Source organism: Citrobacter werkmanii, from assembly GCF_008693645.1.
Lineage (GTDB): Bacteria > Pseudomonadota > Gammaproteobacteria > Enterobacterales > Enterobacteriaceae > Citrobacter > Citrobacter werkmanii.
This window is the reverse complement of sequence record NZ_CP044101.1, coordinates 1,193,642-1,208,539: the sequence shown is the minus strand read 5'-3', so window position 1 is coordinate 1,208,539 and position 14,898 is coordinate 1,193,642. Positions and strand designations below refer to the sequence as shown.

The window sequence follows — 14,898 nt, the reverse complement described above, 5'->3', positions numbered from 1 at the left end:
GAACCAGCAAGTGGCGTCCCCTAGGGGATTCGAACCCCTGTTACCGCCGTGAAAGGGCGGTGTCCTGGGCCTCTAGACGAAGGGGACACTGAAGTCTCAATCGCAAGACGCCTTGCTATTCACTTTTCATCAGACAATCTGTGTGAGCACTGCAAAGAACGTTTCTTTAAGGTAAGGAGGTGATCCAACCGCAGGTTCCCCTACGGTTACCTTGTTACGACTTCACCCCAGTCATGAATCACAAAGTGGTAAGCGCCCTCCCGAAGGTTAAGCTACCTACTTCTTTTGCAACCCACTCCCATGGTGTGACGGGCGGTGTGTACAAGGCCCGGGAACGTATTCACCGTGGCATTCTGATCCACGATTACTAGCGATTCCGACTTCATGGAGTCGAGTTGCAGACTCCAATCCGGACTACGACATACTTTATGAGGTCCGCTTGCTCTCGCGAGGTCGCTTCTCTTTGTATATGCCATTGTAGCACGTGTGTAGCCCTACTCGTAAGGGCCATGATGACTTGACGTCATCCCCACCTTCCTCCAGTTTATCACTGGCAGTCTCCTTTGAGTTCCCGGCCGGACCGCTGGCAACAAAGGATAAGGGTTGCGCTCGTTGCGGGACTTAACCCAACATTTCACAACACGAGCTGACGACAGCCATGCAGCACCTGTCTCAGAGTTCCCGAAGGCACCAAAGCATCTCTGCTAAGTTCTCTGGATGTCAAGAGTAGGTAAGGTTCTTCGCGTTGCATCGAATTAAACCACATGCTCCACCGCTTGTGCGGGCCCCCGTCAATTCATTTGAGTTTTAACCTTGCGGCCGTACTCCCCAGGCGGTCGACTTAACGCGTTAGCTCCGGAAGCCACGCCTCAAGGGCACAACCTCCAAGTCGACATCGTTTACGGCGTGGACTACCAGGGTATCTAATCCTGTTTGCTCCCCACGCTTTCGCACCTGAGCGTCAGTCTTTGTCCAGGGGGCCGCCTTCGCCACCGGTATTCCTCCAGATCTCTACGCATTTCACCGCTACACCTGGAATTCTACCCCCCTCTACAAGACTCTAGCCTGCCAGTTTCGGATGCAGTTCCCAGGTTGAGCCCGGGGATTTCACATCCGACTTGACAGACCGCCTGCGTGCGCTTTACGCCCAGTAATTCCGATTAACGCTTGCACCCTCCGTATTACCGCGGCTGCTGGCACGGAGTTAGCCGGTGCTTCTTCTGCGAGTAACGTCAATCGCTGTGGTTATTAACCACAACGCCTTCCTCCTCGCTGAAAGTACTTTACAACCCGAAGGCCTTCTTCATACACGCGGCATGGCTGCATCAGGCTTGCGCCCATTGTGCAATATTCCCCACTGCTGCCTCCCGTAGGAGTCTGGACCGTGTCTCAGTTCCAGTGTGGCTGGTCATCCTCTCAGACCAGCTAGGGATCGTCGCCTAGGTAAGCCGTTACCCCACCTACTAGCTAATCCCATCTGGGCACATCCGATGGCAAGAGGCCCGAAGGTCCCCCTCTTTGGTCTTGCGACATTATGCGGTATTAGCTACCGTTTCCAGTAGTTATCCCCCTCCATCGGGCAGTTTCCCAGACATTACTCACCCGTCCGCCACTCGTCACCCGAGAGCAAGCTCTCTGTGCTACCGTTCGACTTGCATGTGTTAGGCCTGCCGCCAGCGTTCAATCTGAGCCATGATCAAACTCTTCAATTTAAGTTTGATGCTCGTGAATTAAACTTCGTAATGAATTACGTGTTCACTCAGAGACTTGGTATTCATTTTTCGTCTTGCGACGTTAAGAATCCGTATCCTCGAGTGCCCACACAGATTGTCTGATAAATTGTTAAAGAGCAGTTGCGACGCGCTTTGGCGCTCTGTCGCGAGGTGGCGTATATTACGCTTTCCTCTTTCAGAGTCAACCCTCATTTTCAGGTTTTTCTCTTCAACCGACCGGGCTGTTTGTGTGAAGTGATTCACATCCGCCGTGTCGATGGAGGCGCATTATAGGGAGTCGACTCAGGAAGACAAGCGGAAAAATGCATTTTCGTTCCAACCGCTCACCTTTTATCCACAACGCTTACTTTTGCTGCTTTTTTATCGCCTTTGGCAGGTCTGCCAGACTATTTATAACCAAATCTGCCGCATTTTCTGCTTCCGGCGTGACGGGTTTGCCCGTGCGCACCAGTACCTTGGTTCCAACATTCGCCGCTGCTGCCGCCTGCATATCTTCTATTTTGTCGCCTACCATATAAGAAGCAGCCATATCGATGTGCAGGAAGTCGCGAGCGGAGATCAACATCCCGGGATGCGGCTTACGGCAATCGCAGACCTGACGATACTCTTCTACGGTACCCTGCGGATGGTGCGGGCAATAGTAGATACCATCCAGATCAACGTCGCGATCGGCCAGCGACCAGTCCATCCATTCGGTCAACGTTTCAAACTGTGCCTCGGTAAATTTACCGCGCGCGATACCAGACTGGTTCGTCACCACAATTAGCGCGTAACCCATATTTTTAAGTTCACGCATGGCATCAATAACGCCGTCGATAAACTCGAACTCATCAATCTCATGTACGTAACCGTGGTCCACATTAATGGTGCCGTCACGGTCGAGAAAAATTGCGGGTACAGACTTTGCCACCTTTTATAGCTCCTGAATAAGGCATGTGGCTCTAGTATCGCATGTTTCGGCGGGCAAGAAAGTGCTCATCGTGCAAAGCTAGATTGATTTAGACGTCTGGATGCCTTAACATCCATCTTGTTGACGGCCTTGACCGTCCCAGACAGACGAAAATGCCACGGCTAACTTAATTACGATAATAAATAACCAATGATTAAACTTTCGAATATCACCAAAGTGTTCCAGCAGGGGACTCGCACCATTCAGGCGCTAAATAATGTCAGCCTGCATGTTCCCGCCGGGCAGATTTACGGCGTCATTGGCGCCTCCGGTGCCGGTAAAAGTACGCTTATCCGCTGCGTTAACTTACTTGAACGCCCAACCGAAGGCAGCGTTCAGGTCGGCGGTCAGGAGCTGACAACGCTTTCAGAGTCCGAGTTGACCAAAGCTCGCCGTCAAATCGGCATGATTTTCCAACACTTTAACCTGCTCTCTTCCCGTACCGTGTTTGGCAACGTTGCGCTGCCGCTGGAACTGGATAACACGCCAAAGGAAGAGATCAAACGCCGTGTAACAGAACTGCTGGATTTAGTTGGCCTTGGCGACAAGCACGATAGCTATCCGGCCAACCTTTCCGGTGGACAAAAACAGCGAGTGGCGATCGCCCGCGCGCTGGCAAGTAATCCCAAAGTGTTGCTCTGCGATGAAGCCACCAGCGCACTCGACCCGGCAACCACGCGTTCGATTCTGGAACTGCTGAAAGACATTAACCGTCGTCTGGGTCTCACCATTCTGCTGATTACCCATGAGATGGACGTTGTAAAACGCATTTGTGACTGCGTGGCGGTCATCAGCAATGGTGAACTGATTGAACAGGACACCGTCAGCGAAGTCTTCTCTCACCCGAAAACGCCGCTGGCACAGAAGTTTATCCAGTCCACTCTACATCTGGATATCCCGGAAGATTATCTGGAACGTTTAAAAGCAGAGCCGCAAGCCGACAGCGTGCCAATGCTGCGCATGGAGTTCACCGGTCATTCGGTCGATGCGCCATTACTCTCTGAGACGGCCCGTCGCTTTAATGTGAATAACAACATTATTAGCGCGCAGATGGATTATGCCGGCGGCGTGAAGTTCGGCATTATGCTGACTGAAATGCACGGCACACAGGAAGATACACAAGCAGCCATTAACTGGCTGCAGGAACACCATGTAAAAGTAGAGGTACTGGGTTATGTCTGAGCCGATGATGTGGCTGCTGGTTCGCGGCGTATGGGAAACGCTGGCAATGACCTTTGTGTCCGGTTTTTTTGGTTTTGTCATTGGCCTGCCGGTTGGCGTATTGCTGTACGTTACGCGTCCTGGGCAAATCATTGAGAACGCTAAGCTTTACCGTACGCTCTCTGCGCTGGTAAATATTTTCCGTTCCATCCCATTCATTATTTTGCTGGTGTGGATGATTCCATTCACCCGCATGATTGTGGGTACCTCTATTGGGCTGCAGGCCGCTATCGTCCCGCTGACCGTCGGCGCCGCGCCGTTTATCGCCCGTATGGTGGAAAACGCGCTGCTGGAAATCCCGACCGGGCTGATTGAAGCCTCCCGTGCGATGGGCGCCACGCCGTTGCAGATTGTACGTAAGGTATTACTGCCAGAAGCGCTGCCGGGTCTGGTCAATGCCGCCACCATCACGCTCATCACGTTGGTTGGCTATTCCGCGATGGGCGGTGCCGTCGGCGCAGGTGGTCTGGGACAGATTGGCTACCAGTACGGTTATATCGGCTACAACGCTACCGTGATGAATACAGTACTGGTATTGCTCGTCGTTCTGGTTTATTTAATTCAGTTATCCGGCGATCGCATCGTCCGGGTTGTCACGCACAAATAACGTTGCACACAACACTAAAAACTCATTAAGAAAAGGAAATAAGCATGGCGTTCAAATTCAAAACCTTTGCGGCAGTTGGAGCCCTGATCGGTTCTCTGGCACTTGTGGGTTGCGGTCAGGATGAAAAAGATCCTAACCACATCAAAGTGGGCGTTATTGTTGGCGCAGAGCAACAGGTTGCAGAAGTCGCGCAGAAAGTGGCAAAAGAAAAATACGGTCTGGACGTTGAGCTGGTCACGTTTAACGATTACGTCCTGCCTAACGAAGCGCTGAGCAAAGGCGACATTGATGCTAACGCCTTCCAGCACAAACCGTACCTGGATCAGCAGATTAAAGATCGTGGTTACAAGCTGGTTGCCGCGGGCAATACTTTTGTTTACCCGATTGCGGGCTATTCCAAAAAAATCAAATCACTGGATGAGCTGCAGGAAGGTTCTCAGGTCGCGATTCCAAACGACCCGACTAACCTCGGCCGCTCGCTGCTGCTGCTGCAAAAAGTGGGCTTAATCAAACTGAAAGACGGTGTTGGCCTGCTGCCGACCGCGCTGGACGTGATTGAAAACCCGAAAAACCTGAAGCTGGTTGAACTGGAAGCGCCGCAGCTGCCGCGTTCATTGGACGATGCGCAAATCGCCCTGGCGGTCATCAACACCACCTACGCCAGCCAGATTGGCCTGACCCCGGCAAAAGACGGTATCTTTGTTGAAGATAAAGATTCTCCGTACGTAAACCTGATCGTGACCCGTGAAGACAACAAAGATGCTGAGAACGTGAAGAAATTCGTGCAGGCCTACCAGTCTGACGAAGTGTACGAAGCAGCGAACAAAGTCTTCAACGGCGGTGCTGTTAAGGGCTGGTAATTTTAGGCTGTTTCCAGAATCTGTAATATCATCAGGACGGGCGCTTGCCCGTCTTGTCATTTATGCAAGCACCTGATTCAATATCTGACGTTTAGATCATTCATTGAGGAAATATTATGCGTGCTTTACCGATCTGTTTAGTAGCACTCATGCTGAGCGGCTGTTCTATGTTAAGCAGATCCCCTGTTGAACCCGTTCAAAGCACCGCTACCCCGCCAAAAGCGGAGCCGGAAAAACCAAAAGCACCGCGCGCGGCGCCGGTAAGAATCATTACTAACGCCGAAGATTTAGTGGGTAAACCGTTCCGCGATCTCGGCGAAGTCAGCGGCGAATCCTGCCAGGCATCTAACCAGGATTCCCCTCCGAGCATCCCAACCGCACGTAAACGCATGCAGATTAACGCCTCTAAAATGAAAGCGAATGCGGTATTGCTGCACAGTTGCGAAGTCACCAGCGGGACGCCAGGTTGCTATCGTCAGGCGGTTTGCATTGGTTCTGCACTGAACATTTCGGCGAAATGAGTCATTTTCAGTTCGAGCAAATAGGCGTTATCCGCTCACCTTATAAAGAAAAGTTCGCCGTTCCACGCCAGCCAGGTCTGGTGAAAAGTGCCAGCGGCGAACTGCATTTGCTCGCTCCCTATAACCAGGCCGAAGCTGTTCGCGGCCTGGAAGCCTTCAGCCATTTGTGGGTGATTTTTGTTTTTCATCAGACAATGGAAGGAGGATGGCGTCCAACCGTGCGCCCTCCCCGTCTTGGCGGCAACGCCAGAATGGGTGTCTTCGCCACGCGTTCAACGTTTCGTCCTAACCCTGTTGGCATGTCTTTGGTTGAGCTTCGAGGTATCCGCTGCCACAAAGAGCACGTCATCCTTGAGCTCGGCGGGCTGGATCTTGTCGATGGTACGCCGGTTGTGGATATTAAACCGTATCTGCCATTTGCCGAATCGCTGCCCGATGCTCGCGCCAGCTATGCTCAGGATGCACCGCAGGCCAGCGTAGATGTGTCGTTCAGTGAAGAGATCGCCGGGCAACTGGCTGGGCTGGAAAAACGTTATCCGCATCTTCGCCAGTTTATTGCCGAAGTGCTGGCGCAGGATCCCCGTCCTGCCTACCGTAAAAACGAGGAAGAAGGCAAAACCTACGCCGTTTGGCTGCTGGACTTTAACGTCCGCTGGCGCGTTATGCCGTCAGGATTTGAGGTCTTTGCTCTGGAAGCCCGCTAATTTGCGTCGCGTACTCTTTTGACATCCCTTTCTCGCTGGTAAACTAAACCACTTTTGTTTTGTGCCAGGCTCGTCTTGAGCCTGTTCGATCGTTCAACTGGAACCGTAACAACATGCGTACTAGCCAATATCTGCTCTCCACTCTGAAGGAGACACCTGCCGACGCCGAAGTCATCAGCCATCAGCTGATGCTGCGCGCCGGGATGATCCGCAAGCTGGCCTCCGGGTTATACACCTGGCTGCCGACCGGCGTGCGCGTCCTGAAAAAAGTCGAAAACATCGTGCGTGAAGAGATGAACAACGCCGGTGCGATCGAGGTGTTGATGCCGGTCGTTCAGCCCTCTGAGCTGTGGCAAGAGAGTGGCCGTTGGGAACAATACGGCCCGGAACTGCTGCGTATTGCTGACCGTGGCGATCGCCCGTTCGTCCTTGGCCCAACGCATGAAGAAGTGATCACCGACCTGATTCGTAACGAGCTGAGCTCTTACAAACAGCTGCCGCTGAACTTCTACCAGATCCAGACTAAATTCCGTGACGAAGTTCGTCCGCGCTTCGGCGTGATGCGTTCCCGCGAATTCCTGATGAAAGATGCCTACTCTTTCCATACCTCTCAGGAATCCCTGCAGGAGACCTACGACGCGATGTACGCAGCGTACAGCAAGATCTTCAGCCGTATGGGTCTCGATTTCCGTGCGGTACAAGCGGATACCGGTTCTATCGGCGGTAGCGCCTCTCACGAATTCCAGGTGCTGGCGCAGAGCGGCGAAGACGATGTGATCTTCTCCGACACCTCCGATTATGCAGCGAATATCGAGTTTGCCGAAGCCGTTGCGCCAAAAGAGCCGCGTGCGGCAGCAACGCAGGAGATGACGCTGGTCGATACGCCAAACGCCAAAACCATCGCCGAGCTGGTTGAGCAGTTCAACCTGCCGATCGAGAAAACCGTAAAAACCCTGCTGGTGAAAGCGGTTGAAGGCAGCAAGTCTCCGTTGATTGCGCTGCTGGTTCGCGGCGATCACGAGCTGAACGAAGTCAAAGCGGAAAAACTGCCGCAGGTTGCCAGCCCGCTGACCTTCGCCACCGAAGAAGAGATTCGCGCACTGGTGAAAGCGGGTCCGGGTTCTCTGGGTCCGGTGAACATGCCAATTCCGGTCGTTATCGACCGTACCGTTGCCGTGATGAGCGACTTCGCCGCCGGCGCCAACATCGACGGTAAGCACTATTTCGGTATCAACTGGGATCGTGATGTTGCCACCCCGGAAGTTGCGGACATCCGTAACGTAGTCGCTGGCGACCCGAGTCCGGATGGCCAGGGTACGCTGCTGATTAAACGCGGCATCGAAGTGGGTCACATCTTCCAGTTGGGCACCAAGTACTCTGAAGCGATGAAAGCCGCCGTTCAGGGCGAAGATGGCCGTAACCAGATCCTGACCATGGGTTGCTACGGTATCGGGGTCACTCGCGTGGTTGCTGCTGCTATCGAACAGAACTATGACGATCGCGGTATCGTATGGCCAGACGCCATTGCCCCGTTCCAGGTCGCGATTCTGCCGATGAACATGCATAAGTCCTACCGCGTGCAGGAACTGGCTGAAAAGCTGTACGCTGAGCTGCGCGCGCAGGGCATTGAAGTGCTGATGGACGACCGTAAAGAGCGTCCGGGCGTGATGTTTGCCGATATGGAACTGATCGGTATTCCGCACACTATCGTGCTGGGCGACCGTAACCTCGACAACGACGATATCGAATACAAATACCGTCGTAACGGCGAGAAGCAGTTGATTAAAACGGGCGACATCGTCGACTACCTGGTAAAAGCCATTAAAGGCTAATATCAGCAAAAGGCCCTGATAATCAGGGCCTTTTTTTCATCAATTAATTACACCCTTTACCGGGGATAAATTTCGCATCTTTATCCGCCATCAGCGTTTTCACTTTCTCGCCAGTGTCCGGGTTCGCCTCCAGTGTAAAATGCGCTTCCAGCGTCAGCAATACGGATTGCCCGTTTTCCGCGCGCGCGGCTAAATAGTCACGCTCAAGCTGGGCGTTATTCGCCACCGGCATCCGTTTACCCGTTGCGCAGTCGGTAAAGATAGCTGCGTCAGCCATATAGAAGTACATGCCCCGCATCGGCATTGGCGTCACCGGTAAGCTAGCGGAAACGGGCTGAAGGGTGTAGTTGAACTGCGACTCAATCGGATTACCTTCACGATCGAGCATTTCCAGCGCTTCGCCTTTAGCACGATAGTACGACTTTTCACCTTTACTGTCGGTCAGCACCAGCTTATCCGCAGTGCGCGCCCATGTTCCATAAGAGGCAAAGGACGACGGTTCATCCCTCACCCCCTGATAACGTTCGTTCATCACCCATGTTCCGTCTTTTTCGAGGAACAGAGAAGTTTCAATCCCTTCGCAGTCCGCGCAAGGCAGGATGCCTCGCCAGCTTTGCTGCATCGGTTTTAATTCTGCCGCCCGTGTCGGCTGTAGTACTTCGACTTCAGTACGGTTGTTACAGCCGATCAAGGAAAAAAGCGTGCATGCAGCGACGACGGACAATATTGCTGTTTTCACTATCAATTCCTTATAAATTTTTATTCCTGCTCGTCAGTCTTGCGTTCGACGAACTCTCCCGCGCAGTGACTTCACTGTGGATTTTTGCGCCTTCGATGACAACCTACGCTCTTTCGAAGCGCGCGTAGGACGCGTTGCCTGTCGGCTTTTTTGCACTACGGTTAATTCTTTGATCACCGCCACCAGCCGGGAGATTGCCGCTTCCCGGTTTAGCTCCTGGCTACGGTATTCCTGCGCCTTAATGATAATAACGGCATCGCCGCTAATCAGATGATGGCTGGCGGCCAGCAGGCGTTCCTTATAATACTCTGGCAGGCCAGAGGCCCGAATGTCAAAGCGCAAATGGATGGCCGTCGAGGTCTTGTTAACGTGCTGACCACCCGCGCCCTGCGCCCGAATCGCCGTGATTTCCAGCTCATTATCAGGGATAGAGACGTTTCGGGAGATAACAATCATGAACGCGGCTGCCACGCGGTCAGATGAATTTCCAGATTGTTCTGAGAATCGGACAACCAGATAGCGCCATCCTGAATCGTCGCCTGCAGCGCCATGGTGCGACCAGCAAATTCACTCAGTTGCGCCAGCTGTTCGTCATCCAGATACCACACGGTAAGATTTTTAAACTGCGTGCACTTACTCTGGTTTTGTTGCCACCAGATCTGGGCCGCACGGCTGTTGTAGGTAAACAGGGCCACCTCAGCAGACTGAGTGCAGGCTTTCTTAATACGACGCTCATCCGGCAGGCCGAGTTCAATCCATAAATCAATGCCCAGATGGTCGTTTCGCAGCCAGGCTTCCGGTTCATCTTCCGCGCTCAGGCCACGCGTGAACTGCAGGCGTTCATCGGCATATTTAATCCACGCCAGCAGTCGCAGCATCATGCGCTCCTGGGTTTCTGAAGGGTGACGCGCCAGCGTCAAGGCTGCGTCAAGGAACTGGTTGCGGTCGAGATCCGCCACATTGACTACAGCTTTATAGATTGTCGCTTTAAGCGCCATTTGAGAACTCCTTTCGAATCAGGCGCTCATTGTAGCGAAAACTGCGGCAAAAGGCTGCTAACAGCACCTCTATCAAGGCCGCTGATATTGCCTGAATGAGTATGGTATAGTCACCTTGCTAAACAGAGTTTATCTTCGTAGGCTTAGACTTGCATCCACGGTTAAGTCAGAGTGCTGACAGGAGGGCATGTGGAAAAATATTGTGAGTTAATACGCAAGCGGTACGCGGAAATCGCCAGCGGAGACTTAGGGTATGTCCCGGATGCGCTGGGTTGCGTATTGAAGGTGCTTAATGAAATGGCGGCAGACAGCGCCCTTTCAGAGTCGGTCAGGGAAAAAGCGGCCTATGCTGCCGCGAACTTACTGGTGAGCGATTATGTCAATGAATGAAACGTATCAACCCATCAACTGTGATGATTACGACAATCTTGAACTCGCCTGCCAGCACCATTTGTTACTGACGTTGGCGTTAAAAGATGGCGAAGTTTTACAAGCGAAAGCAAACGATCTGGTTTCACGCAAAAACGTGGAATATCTGGTCGCAGATGTCGCAGGTGAAACCCGGGAGCTGCGCCTCGATAAAATTGCCAGCTTCAGCCACCCGCAAATCGGTACCGTGGTCGTCAGCGAATCCTGATTCTTTTGTTGCCGGATGGCGGTGCAAGCACCTTATCCGGCCTACTTTCCATGCGATATGTAGGTCGGATAAGCGCATCGCCATCAGGCATGCCAAACCAGACTCACCCCTTCTTTATCTTCTGCTGCTCCCTCACGCGTCACAAAAACACCCGCAGCCGCAATCAGCGTTTCGCCGTAAAACAACAGCGGCGTGGTATCTCGTCGCCAGGGCGGGATCCCCTGCTCCTGCCAGATTTTCTTTAATTTACGTCCACCGTTACGCCCGACAATATGTAATACGCCTGGCGCTTTAAACCGAATGCTGACGGCTTCATCTGCCTGCGGCATACGCAATTCGCCAGCAGGGATGAGCTGCACCGAGCCTAACCCGGCAGGCAGCGTCAACGGCGTTTCCCGGCATGTCCACGGGATGACGGTTTCGCTTTGCCCATCGACCGATTTCACCCACCACAGCTGTGACTGATAACGACGAATGTCGAACTCTCCAAGGCGAAAACAGGGGGAAGCATCTTCCCGCGCCAGCGCGACTTCCTGCCAGATACGTTCCAGAGCGTCACGGGAAGGCATTGGCGCAGTTAATCCTGCCAGCCAGCGGCGAAGCAGGGCGGCACGCCGCACACTGCTCATCGTCATAAGCGGTGCCAGTAAAAGTGTGCCCTGAGCAGTGACACAGTCGGCTAAATCGCTGGCAAGCAGTTCATCCAGTAAGCTCTCCTGCTCGGCGCACAGCGCGGCGCTGCGGGCCGTGGCTTGCGCGAAGTGCGGCCAACGCTGTTGCAGCAACGGGGTAACGCGTAATCTGAGGAAATTGCGATCGTAGGTATCATCCTGATTACTTTCATCCTCAATCCAACATAATTGGTGCTGTCGCGCCCACCCTTCCAGCGCCTCTCGCGTTTGCGCCAGCAGCGGTCGGATCAGCCGGGTCCCGGCGAACGGCGAGCTTTCTCCCATGGCGGACAGCCCGGCAGGACCACTGCCACGCTTAAGGGCCAGCAGAAAAGTTTCGCACTGGTCGTCCAGATGCTGGGCGGTCATCAGTACCTCGCCCGGCAGTAACGTCTGTGCAAATGCGTGATAGCGCGCCCGCCGCGCCTGAGCTTCTATCCCCAGACCATCATCCTCCAGACGGACCCGTTCAACCACCAGCGGCACCTGCCACTGCGCGCATATCGATTCACAGTGCTGCACCCAGTTGTCCGCGTGGGGACTTAATCCATGATGAATATGGATTGCGCGCAACGTAACCTCAGGGTGTTGTGCTCGCCACAGCACTAACTGATGCAGCAGCACGGTGGAGTCCAGCCCGCCGCTAAAGGCGACCAGAATCGATTGAGAATTCAGCAGTGAAGTGTTCAGCGTGAGTGTTGTCATGATGGTTACTTACAATGGCATTGCCCGGCACGTTACCGGGCTAACGCCATAATGACAAGCCTTACAGCTCATACAGTTCGAGCGGTAATCCGTCGGGATCGTTAAAAAACGTGAAGCGTTTGCCGGTAAACGGATCAATGCGTATCGGCTCGCACTTCACATCGCGCGCTTCCAGATGCGCGATCGCTTTCTCTACGTCATCCACACTGAACGCCAGATGACGTAAACCACAGGCTTCCGGTCGGCTGGGGCGGCAAGGTGGAAATGGGAAAGAAAAGAGCTCAATCACATACTGACCGTTCAATGCCAGATCGCCTTTCCAGGAGTCTCGCTCTTCCCGGTAGGCTTCGCTCATCAGGGTGAAGCCCAACACATCGCAGTAAAATGCCTTACTCGCCGCGTAGTCCGTCGCAATAATGGCAATATGGTGAACCTGTTTTAATCCCAGCATAGCGTTTTGCCTCTTTCGTTTGTTCTTTCAGCACGTTACTCGCGCTCAATGGGTTCAGGCAAGTCGTTATGCCATTTTTAAGACTCTCACACGATACACGCCATCCTCACCCAGTTTAGCGCCATGGATATCGGTTTCAAATCCAGGATAATGATGGCCCACGGAGCACAGCATCAGCAGGAAATCGAGTACAGCCCGGCTTTTTTCCGTGATCATTTCACCAGGCATCAAGAGCGGTACGCCGGGAGGGTAAGGCAGGATCATATTGGCGGAAACGCGCCCCACCAGTTGATCGAGCGCTACCGTTTCAACCTCACCTTTGATCTGCCGCTGCCAGGCCTGATGCGGCGTCATTTTCATTTCCGGTAAGGTATCAAATGCCCGCAGCATCAGCCCGGAAAGATCGTGCTGGCGAATAAGCCTATGGATCCCCTGCGCCAGATCCTGAATGCGCATATTACGATAAAAATCAGGATCTTCAGCATACAGATCCGGCAGCATGTTTTTCACGCGTAAATTCAGATCGTACGAACGCTTAAATTCCGTCAGTCCGCGCAGCAGGCCCATCGCCCGGGTTTTATCAATGCCGATGCTGAACAGGAACAACAGATTATACGGTCCCGTTTTCTCGACAACCACGCCGCGTTCATCAAGGAATTTCGCCACCAGCGCGGCAGGGATCCCCTCTTCACTCATATTTCCCTGTTCATCCATCCCCGGCGTCAGAATAGTGACTTTCACCGGGTCAAGAAACATGTGGTCGGCGTCAGCATCGATAAATCCGTGCCAGTCTTCACCGGGCGCTACCGGCCAGCATTCTGCTTCATCCACCCTTTCTGGTTGCCAGATATCAAAAAACCAGCCATCCGACTCTTCACGCAACCGCTGCACTTCTTTACGAAAATGCAGCGCCCGCTCCACCGAACGATTGATTAACCGCTTACCGGAATTACCACGCAGCATGGCCGCTGCGGTTTCTATTGAGGCAACAATCGGGTAACTCGGCGAAGTGGATGTGTGCATCATAAAGGCTTCGTTAAAGGTGTCTTCGTCGTAATCGCCCTTAATGTGGATCAAAGAAGCCTGTGACAACGCCGCCAGCATCTTGTGGGTGGACTGGGTTTCAAAAATCACCTTCCCCGGCACGCGCTCACCGCTCATCCCGCTTTTCCCCTGATAGATCGGATGAAAATGGGTATATGGCACCCAGGCTGAATCAAAATGGATAGAGGGCACATCCAGCGTTTGTTTGATCCAGTTGGTGTTATACAGCAGGCCGTCATAGGTGGAGTTGGTGATCACCGCATGCACCGGCCATTGCGCCTGAGGGGTCTCCTCTACCTTGCTTTCGATGCTTGCCCGGCTAAACTCCCGACGGGGGATACCGCCCAGAATACCCAACGCATTACGCGTCGGCTTCAACCAGATTGGCACCACATCGCTCATCATCAGCAAATGCGCCAACGACTTATGACAGTTGCGGTCAATCAACAGCGTACTGCCCGTGGGTGCGGTGTACATACCAACAATTTTATTGGAGGTGGACGTGCCGTTGGTTACCATATAGCTCTGCTCGGCGCCAAAAGTGCGCGCGATATACTCCTCCGCTTCCAGGTGCGGGCCGGTATGATCCAGCAGCGAGCCCAGCTCGGTCACTGAAATGGAGACATCGGCTTTCAGCGTATTACCGCCAAAGAAATCATAGAACAGGCAGCCGACCGGGCTTTTCTGGTACGCCGTTCCCGCCATATGACCGGGCGTGCAAAAGGTATACTTTCCTTCCTTCACATAGGTAAACAGCGCTTTGGTGAAAGGGGGCGTAATGTTATCCAGATATTCACTGGTGTACTGGCGGATGCGGGTGGCAATGTCTTCAGACTGGCCCAGCGCATACTCAAAAAACCACAGCGCCATGCGCAGGTCGTGAGCGCTGACATCCATCGTTGAATGGGTATTAATAAAGGCGTAAAGCGGAAGATATTCGTTGAGCTGGTTGATGTCACTGCACAGATCCAGACTGTATTCATCCCAGTCAAAAATGACGCCGCAAATTCGCGGGTTATGTTCGATAAACTTCAGCAGGTCAACGCTATTCTGCGGCCAGATAATCTGAAACCCCTGCTGTTGTAGCGCACGCTCAAGTTCCTTGATGGGCTCATCTTTATAAAAGACGCCATGCGGTCCCATGATGGCAATGATATTCATGCGTTCCTCCTGGAAAAACCTCAGTTAAGCATAGCCTGGTCAAACTGCAGGTAAAAAAAAGGGCC

15 protein-coding genes, 1 tRNA gene and 1 rRNA gene are annotated in these 14,898 nt (G+C 53.2%); 8 read left to right on the top strand and 9 right to left on the bottom strand.

Annotation, left to right across the window (positions count from 1 at the left end; genetic code table 11):
* Nucleotides 1-11: 11 nt before the first annotated feature.
* The 3 genes from FOB24_RS06380 to gmhB all read right to left on the bottom strand — a co-directional run bounded on the left by FOB24_RS06380 (nucleotide 12) and on the right by gmhB (nucleotide 2,643).
* Nucleotides 12-87: transfer RNA gene (locus FOB24_RS06380), tRNA-Glu, on the bottom strand.
* An 85-nt stretch (nucleotides 88-172) separates the two neighbouring features.
* Nucleotides 173-1,712 (bottom strand): 16S ribosomal RNA (locus tag FOB24_RS06375).
* Nucleotides 1,713-2,076: 364 nt separating this feature from the next.
* On the bottom strand, nucleotides 2,077-2,643 hold the full coding sequence (gene gmhB / locus FOB24_RS06370; protein ID WP_038637462.1) for a D-glycero-beta-D-manno-heptose 1,7-bisphosphate 7-phosphatase: 567 nt from the start codon (nucleotides 2,641-2,643) through the stop codon (nucleotides 2,077-2,079).
* Nucleotides 2,644-2,832: 189 nt separating this feature from the next.
* On the opposite strand from gmhB, the gene metN reads away from it, so the two are divergent.
* The 6 genes from metN to proS all read left to right on the top strand — a co-directional run bounded on the left by metN (nucleotide 2,833) and on the right by proS (nucleotide 8,427).
* The gene (gene metN / locus FOB24_RS06365; RefSeq protein ID WP_038637459.1) at nucleotides 2,833-3,864 is read left to right on the top strand and encodes a methionine ABC transporter ATP-binding protein MetN; all 1,032 of its coding nucleotides are present in this window, start codon (nucleotides 2,833-2,835) and stop codon (nucleotides 3,862-3,864) included.
* A complete protein-coding gene (locus FOB24_RS06360; protein ID WP_006686810.1) occupies nucleotides 3,857-4,510 on the top strand; it encodes a methionine ABC transporter permease MetI in 654 nt (217 codons plus the stop codon). Before metN ends, FOB24_RS06360 begins: the two co-directional genes overlap by 8 nt.
* A 44-nt stretch (nucleotides 4,511-4,554) precedes the next feature.
* Nucleotides 4,555-5,370: a methionine ABC transporter substrate-binding lipoprotein MetQ gene (gene metQ, locus FOB24_RS06355; protein WP_006686809.1), complete on the top strand. Its 816-nt coding sequence runs from the start codon at nucleotides 4,555-4,557 to the stop codon at nucleotides 5,368-5,370.
* A 116-nt stretch (nucleotides 5,371-5,486) separates the two neighbouring features.
* Nucleotides 5,487-5,891 (top strand): Rcs stress response system protein RcsF, encoded by a 405-nt coding sequence (gene rcsF / locus FOB24_RS06350; protein ID WP_016151780.1) that lies wholly within the window; start codon nucleotides 5,487-5,489, stop codon nucleotides 5,889-5,891.
* Nucleotides 5,888-6,595 (top strand): tRNA (N6-threonylcarbamoyladenosine(37)-N6)-methyltransferase TrmO, encoded by a 708-nt coding sequence (gene tsaA, locus FOB24_RS06345; protein WP_069324015.1) that lies wholly within the window; start codon nucleotides 5,888-5,890, stop codon nucleotides 6,593-6,595. The genes rcsF and tsaA overlap by 4 nt, the downstream gene beginning before the upstream one ends.
* Nucleotides 6,596-6,708: 113 nt before the next feature.
* A complete protein-coding gene (gene proS, locus FOB24_RS06340) occupies nucleotides 6,709-8,427 on the top strand; it encodes a proline--tRNA ligase (protein ID WP_038637453.1) in 1,719 nt (572 codons plus the stop codon).
* Between the two features lie 43 nt (nucleotides 8,428-8,470).
* Here proS and nlpE read toward each other — a convergent pair whose 3' ends face one another.
* Genes nlpE through FOB24_RS06325 form a run of 3 tightly spaced genes read right to left on the bottom strand, consistent with a single transcriptional unit; the run spans nucleotide 8,471 to nucleotide 10,164 of the window.
* Nucleotides 8,471-9,169 carry an envelope stress response activation lipoprotein NlpE gene (nlpE, locus tag FOB24_RS06335; RefSeq protein WP_087857695.1) on the bottom strand — a complete coding sequence of 233 codons (699 nt, stop codon included), beginning with the start codon at nucleotides 9,167-9,169 and terminating at the stop codon, nucleotides 8,471-8,473.
* Nucleotides 9,170-9,199: 30 nt separating this feature from the next.
* Complete coding sequence (gene arfB / locus FOB24_RS06330; protein WP_150344676.1) at nucleotides 9,200-9,622, bottom strand: alternative ribosome rescue aminoacyl-tRNA hydrolase ArfB; 423 nt, start codon at nucleotides 9,620-9,622, stop codon at nucleotides 9,200-9,202.
* On the bottom strand, nucleotides 9,619-10,164 hold the full coding sequence (locus tag FOB24_RS06325) for a YaeQ family protein (RefSeq protein WP_150344675.1): 546 nt from the start codon (nucleotides 10,162-10,164) through the stop codon (nucleotides 9,619-9,621). The genes arfB and FOB24_RS06325 overlap by 4 nt, the downstream gene beginning before the upstream one ends.
* A gap of 189 nt (nucleotides 10,165-10,353) precedes the next feature.
* On the opposite strand from FOB24_RS06325, the gene FOB24_RS06320 reads away from it, so the two are divergent.
* Nucleotides 10,354-10,554, top strand: coding sequence for a YaeP family protein (locus FOB24_RS06320; RefSeq protein ID WP_024132476.1), 201 nt, complete (start codon nucleotides 10,354-10,356; stop codon nucleotides 10,552-10,554).
* Nucleotides 10,541-10,801, top strand: a complete 261-nt coding sequence (rof, locus tag FOB24_RS06315; RefSeq protein ID WP_003018503.1) for a Rho-binding antiterminator — start codon at nucleotides 10,541-10,543, stop codon at nucleotides 10,799-10,801. Before FOB24_RS06320 ends, rof begins: the two co-directional genes overlap by 14 nt.
* An 83-nt stretch (nucleotides 10,802-10,884) precedes the next feature.
* On the opposite strand, the gene tilS is transcribed toward rof, so the two are convergent.
* The 3 genes from tilS to ldcC all read right to left on the bottom strand — a co-directional run bounded on the left by tilS (nucleotide 10,885) and on the right by ldcC (nucleotide 14,833).
* The gene (gene tilS / locus FOB24_RS06310; protein ID WP_150344674.1) at nucleotides 10,885-12,177 is read right to left on the bottom strand and encodes a tRNA lysidine(34) synthetase TilS; all 1,293 of its coding nucleotides are present in this window, start codon (nucleotides 12,175-12,177) and stop codon (nucleotides 10,885-10,887) included.
* 61 nt (nucleotides 12,178-12,238) lie between these two features.
* Nucleotides 12,239-12,628, bottom strand: coding sequence for a VOC family protein (locus tag FOB24_RS06305; RefSeq protein ID WP_069324020.1), 390 nt, complete (start codon nucleotides 12,626-12,628; stop codon nucleotides 12,239-12,241).
* A 66-nt stretch (nucleotides 12,629-12,694) separates the two neighbouring features.
* The gene (gene ldcC, locus FOB24_RS06300) at nucleotides 12,695-14,833 is read right to left on the bottom strand and encodes a lysine decarboxylase LdcC (RefSeq protein WP_150344673.1); all 2,139 of its coding nucleotides are present in this window, start codon (nucleotides 14,831-14,833) and stop codon (nucleotides 12,695-12,697) included.
* Nucleotides 14,834-14,898 lie beyond the last annotated feature (65 nt).

Coding starts and splice junctions, on each gene's coding strand:
- metN (WP_038637459.1), top strand. CDS start 2,833: ATGATTAAACTTTCGAATATCACCAAAGTGTTCCAGCAGGGGACTCGC.
- FOB24_RS06360 (WP_006686810.1), top strand. CDS start 3,857: ATGTCTGAGCCGATGATGTGGCTGCTGGTTCGCGGCGTATGGGAAACG.
- metQ (WP_006686809.1), top strand. CDS start 4,555: ATGGCGTTCAAATTCAAAACCTTTGCGGCAGTTGGAGCCCTGATCGGT.
- rcsF (WP_016151780.1), top strand. CDS start 5,487: ATGCGTGCTTTACCGATCTGTTTAGTAGCACTCATGCTGAGCGGCTGT.
- tsaA (WP_069324015.1), top strand. CDS start 5,888: ATGAGTCATTTTCAGTTCGAGCAAATAGGCGTTATCCGCTCACCTTAT.
- proS (WP_038637453.1), top strand. CDS start 6,709: ATGCGTACTAGCCAATATCTGCTCTCCACTCTGAAGGAGACACCTGCC.
- arfB (WP_150344676.1), bottom strand. CDS start 9,622: ATGATTGTTATCTCCCGAAACGTCTCTATCCCTGATAATGAGCTGGAA.
- FOB24_RS06325 (WP_150344675.1), bottom strand. CDS start 10,164: ATGGCGCTTAAAGCGACAATCTATAAAGCTGTAGTCAATGTGGCGGAT.
- rof (WP_003018503.1), top strand. CDS start 10,541: ATGTCAATGAATGAAACGTATCAACCCATCAACTGTGATGATTACGAC.
- tilS (WP_150344674.1), bottom strand. CDS start 12,177: ATGACAACACTCACGCTGAACACTTCACTGCTGAATTCTCAATCGATT.
- FOB24_RS06305 (WP_069324020.1), bottom strand. CDS start 12,628: ATGCTGGGATTAAAACAGGTTCACCATATTGCCATTATTGCGACGGAC.
- ldcC (WP_150344673.1), bottom strand. CDS start 14,833: ATGAATATCATTGCCATCATGGGACCGCATGGCGTCTTTTATAAAGAT.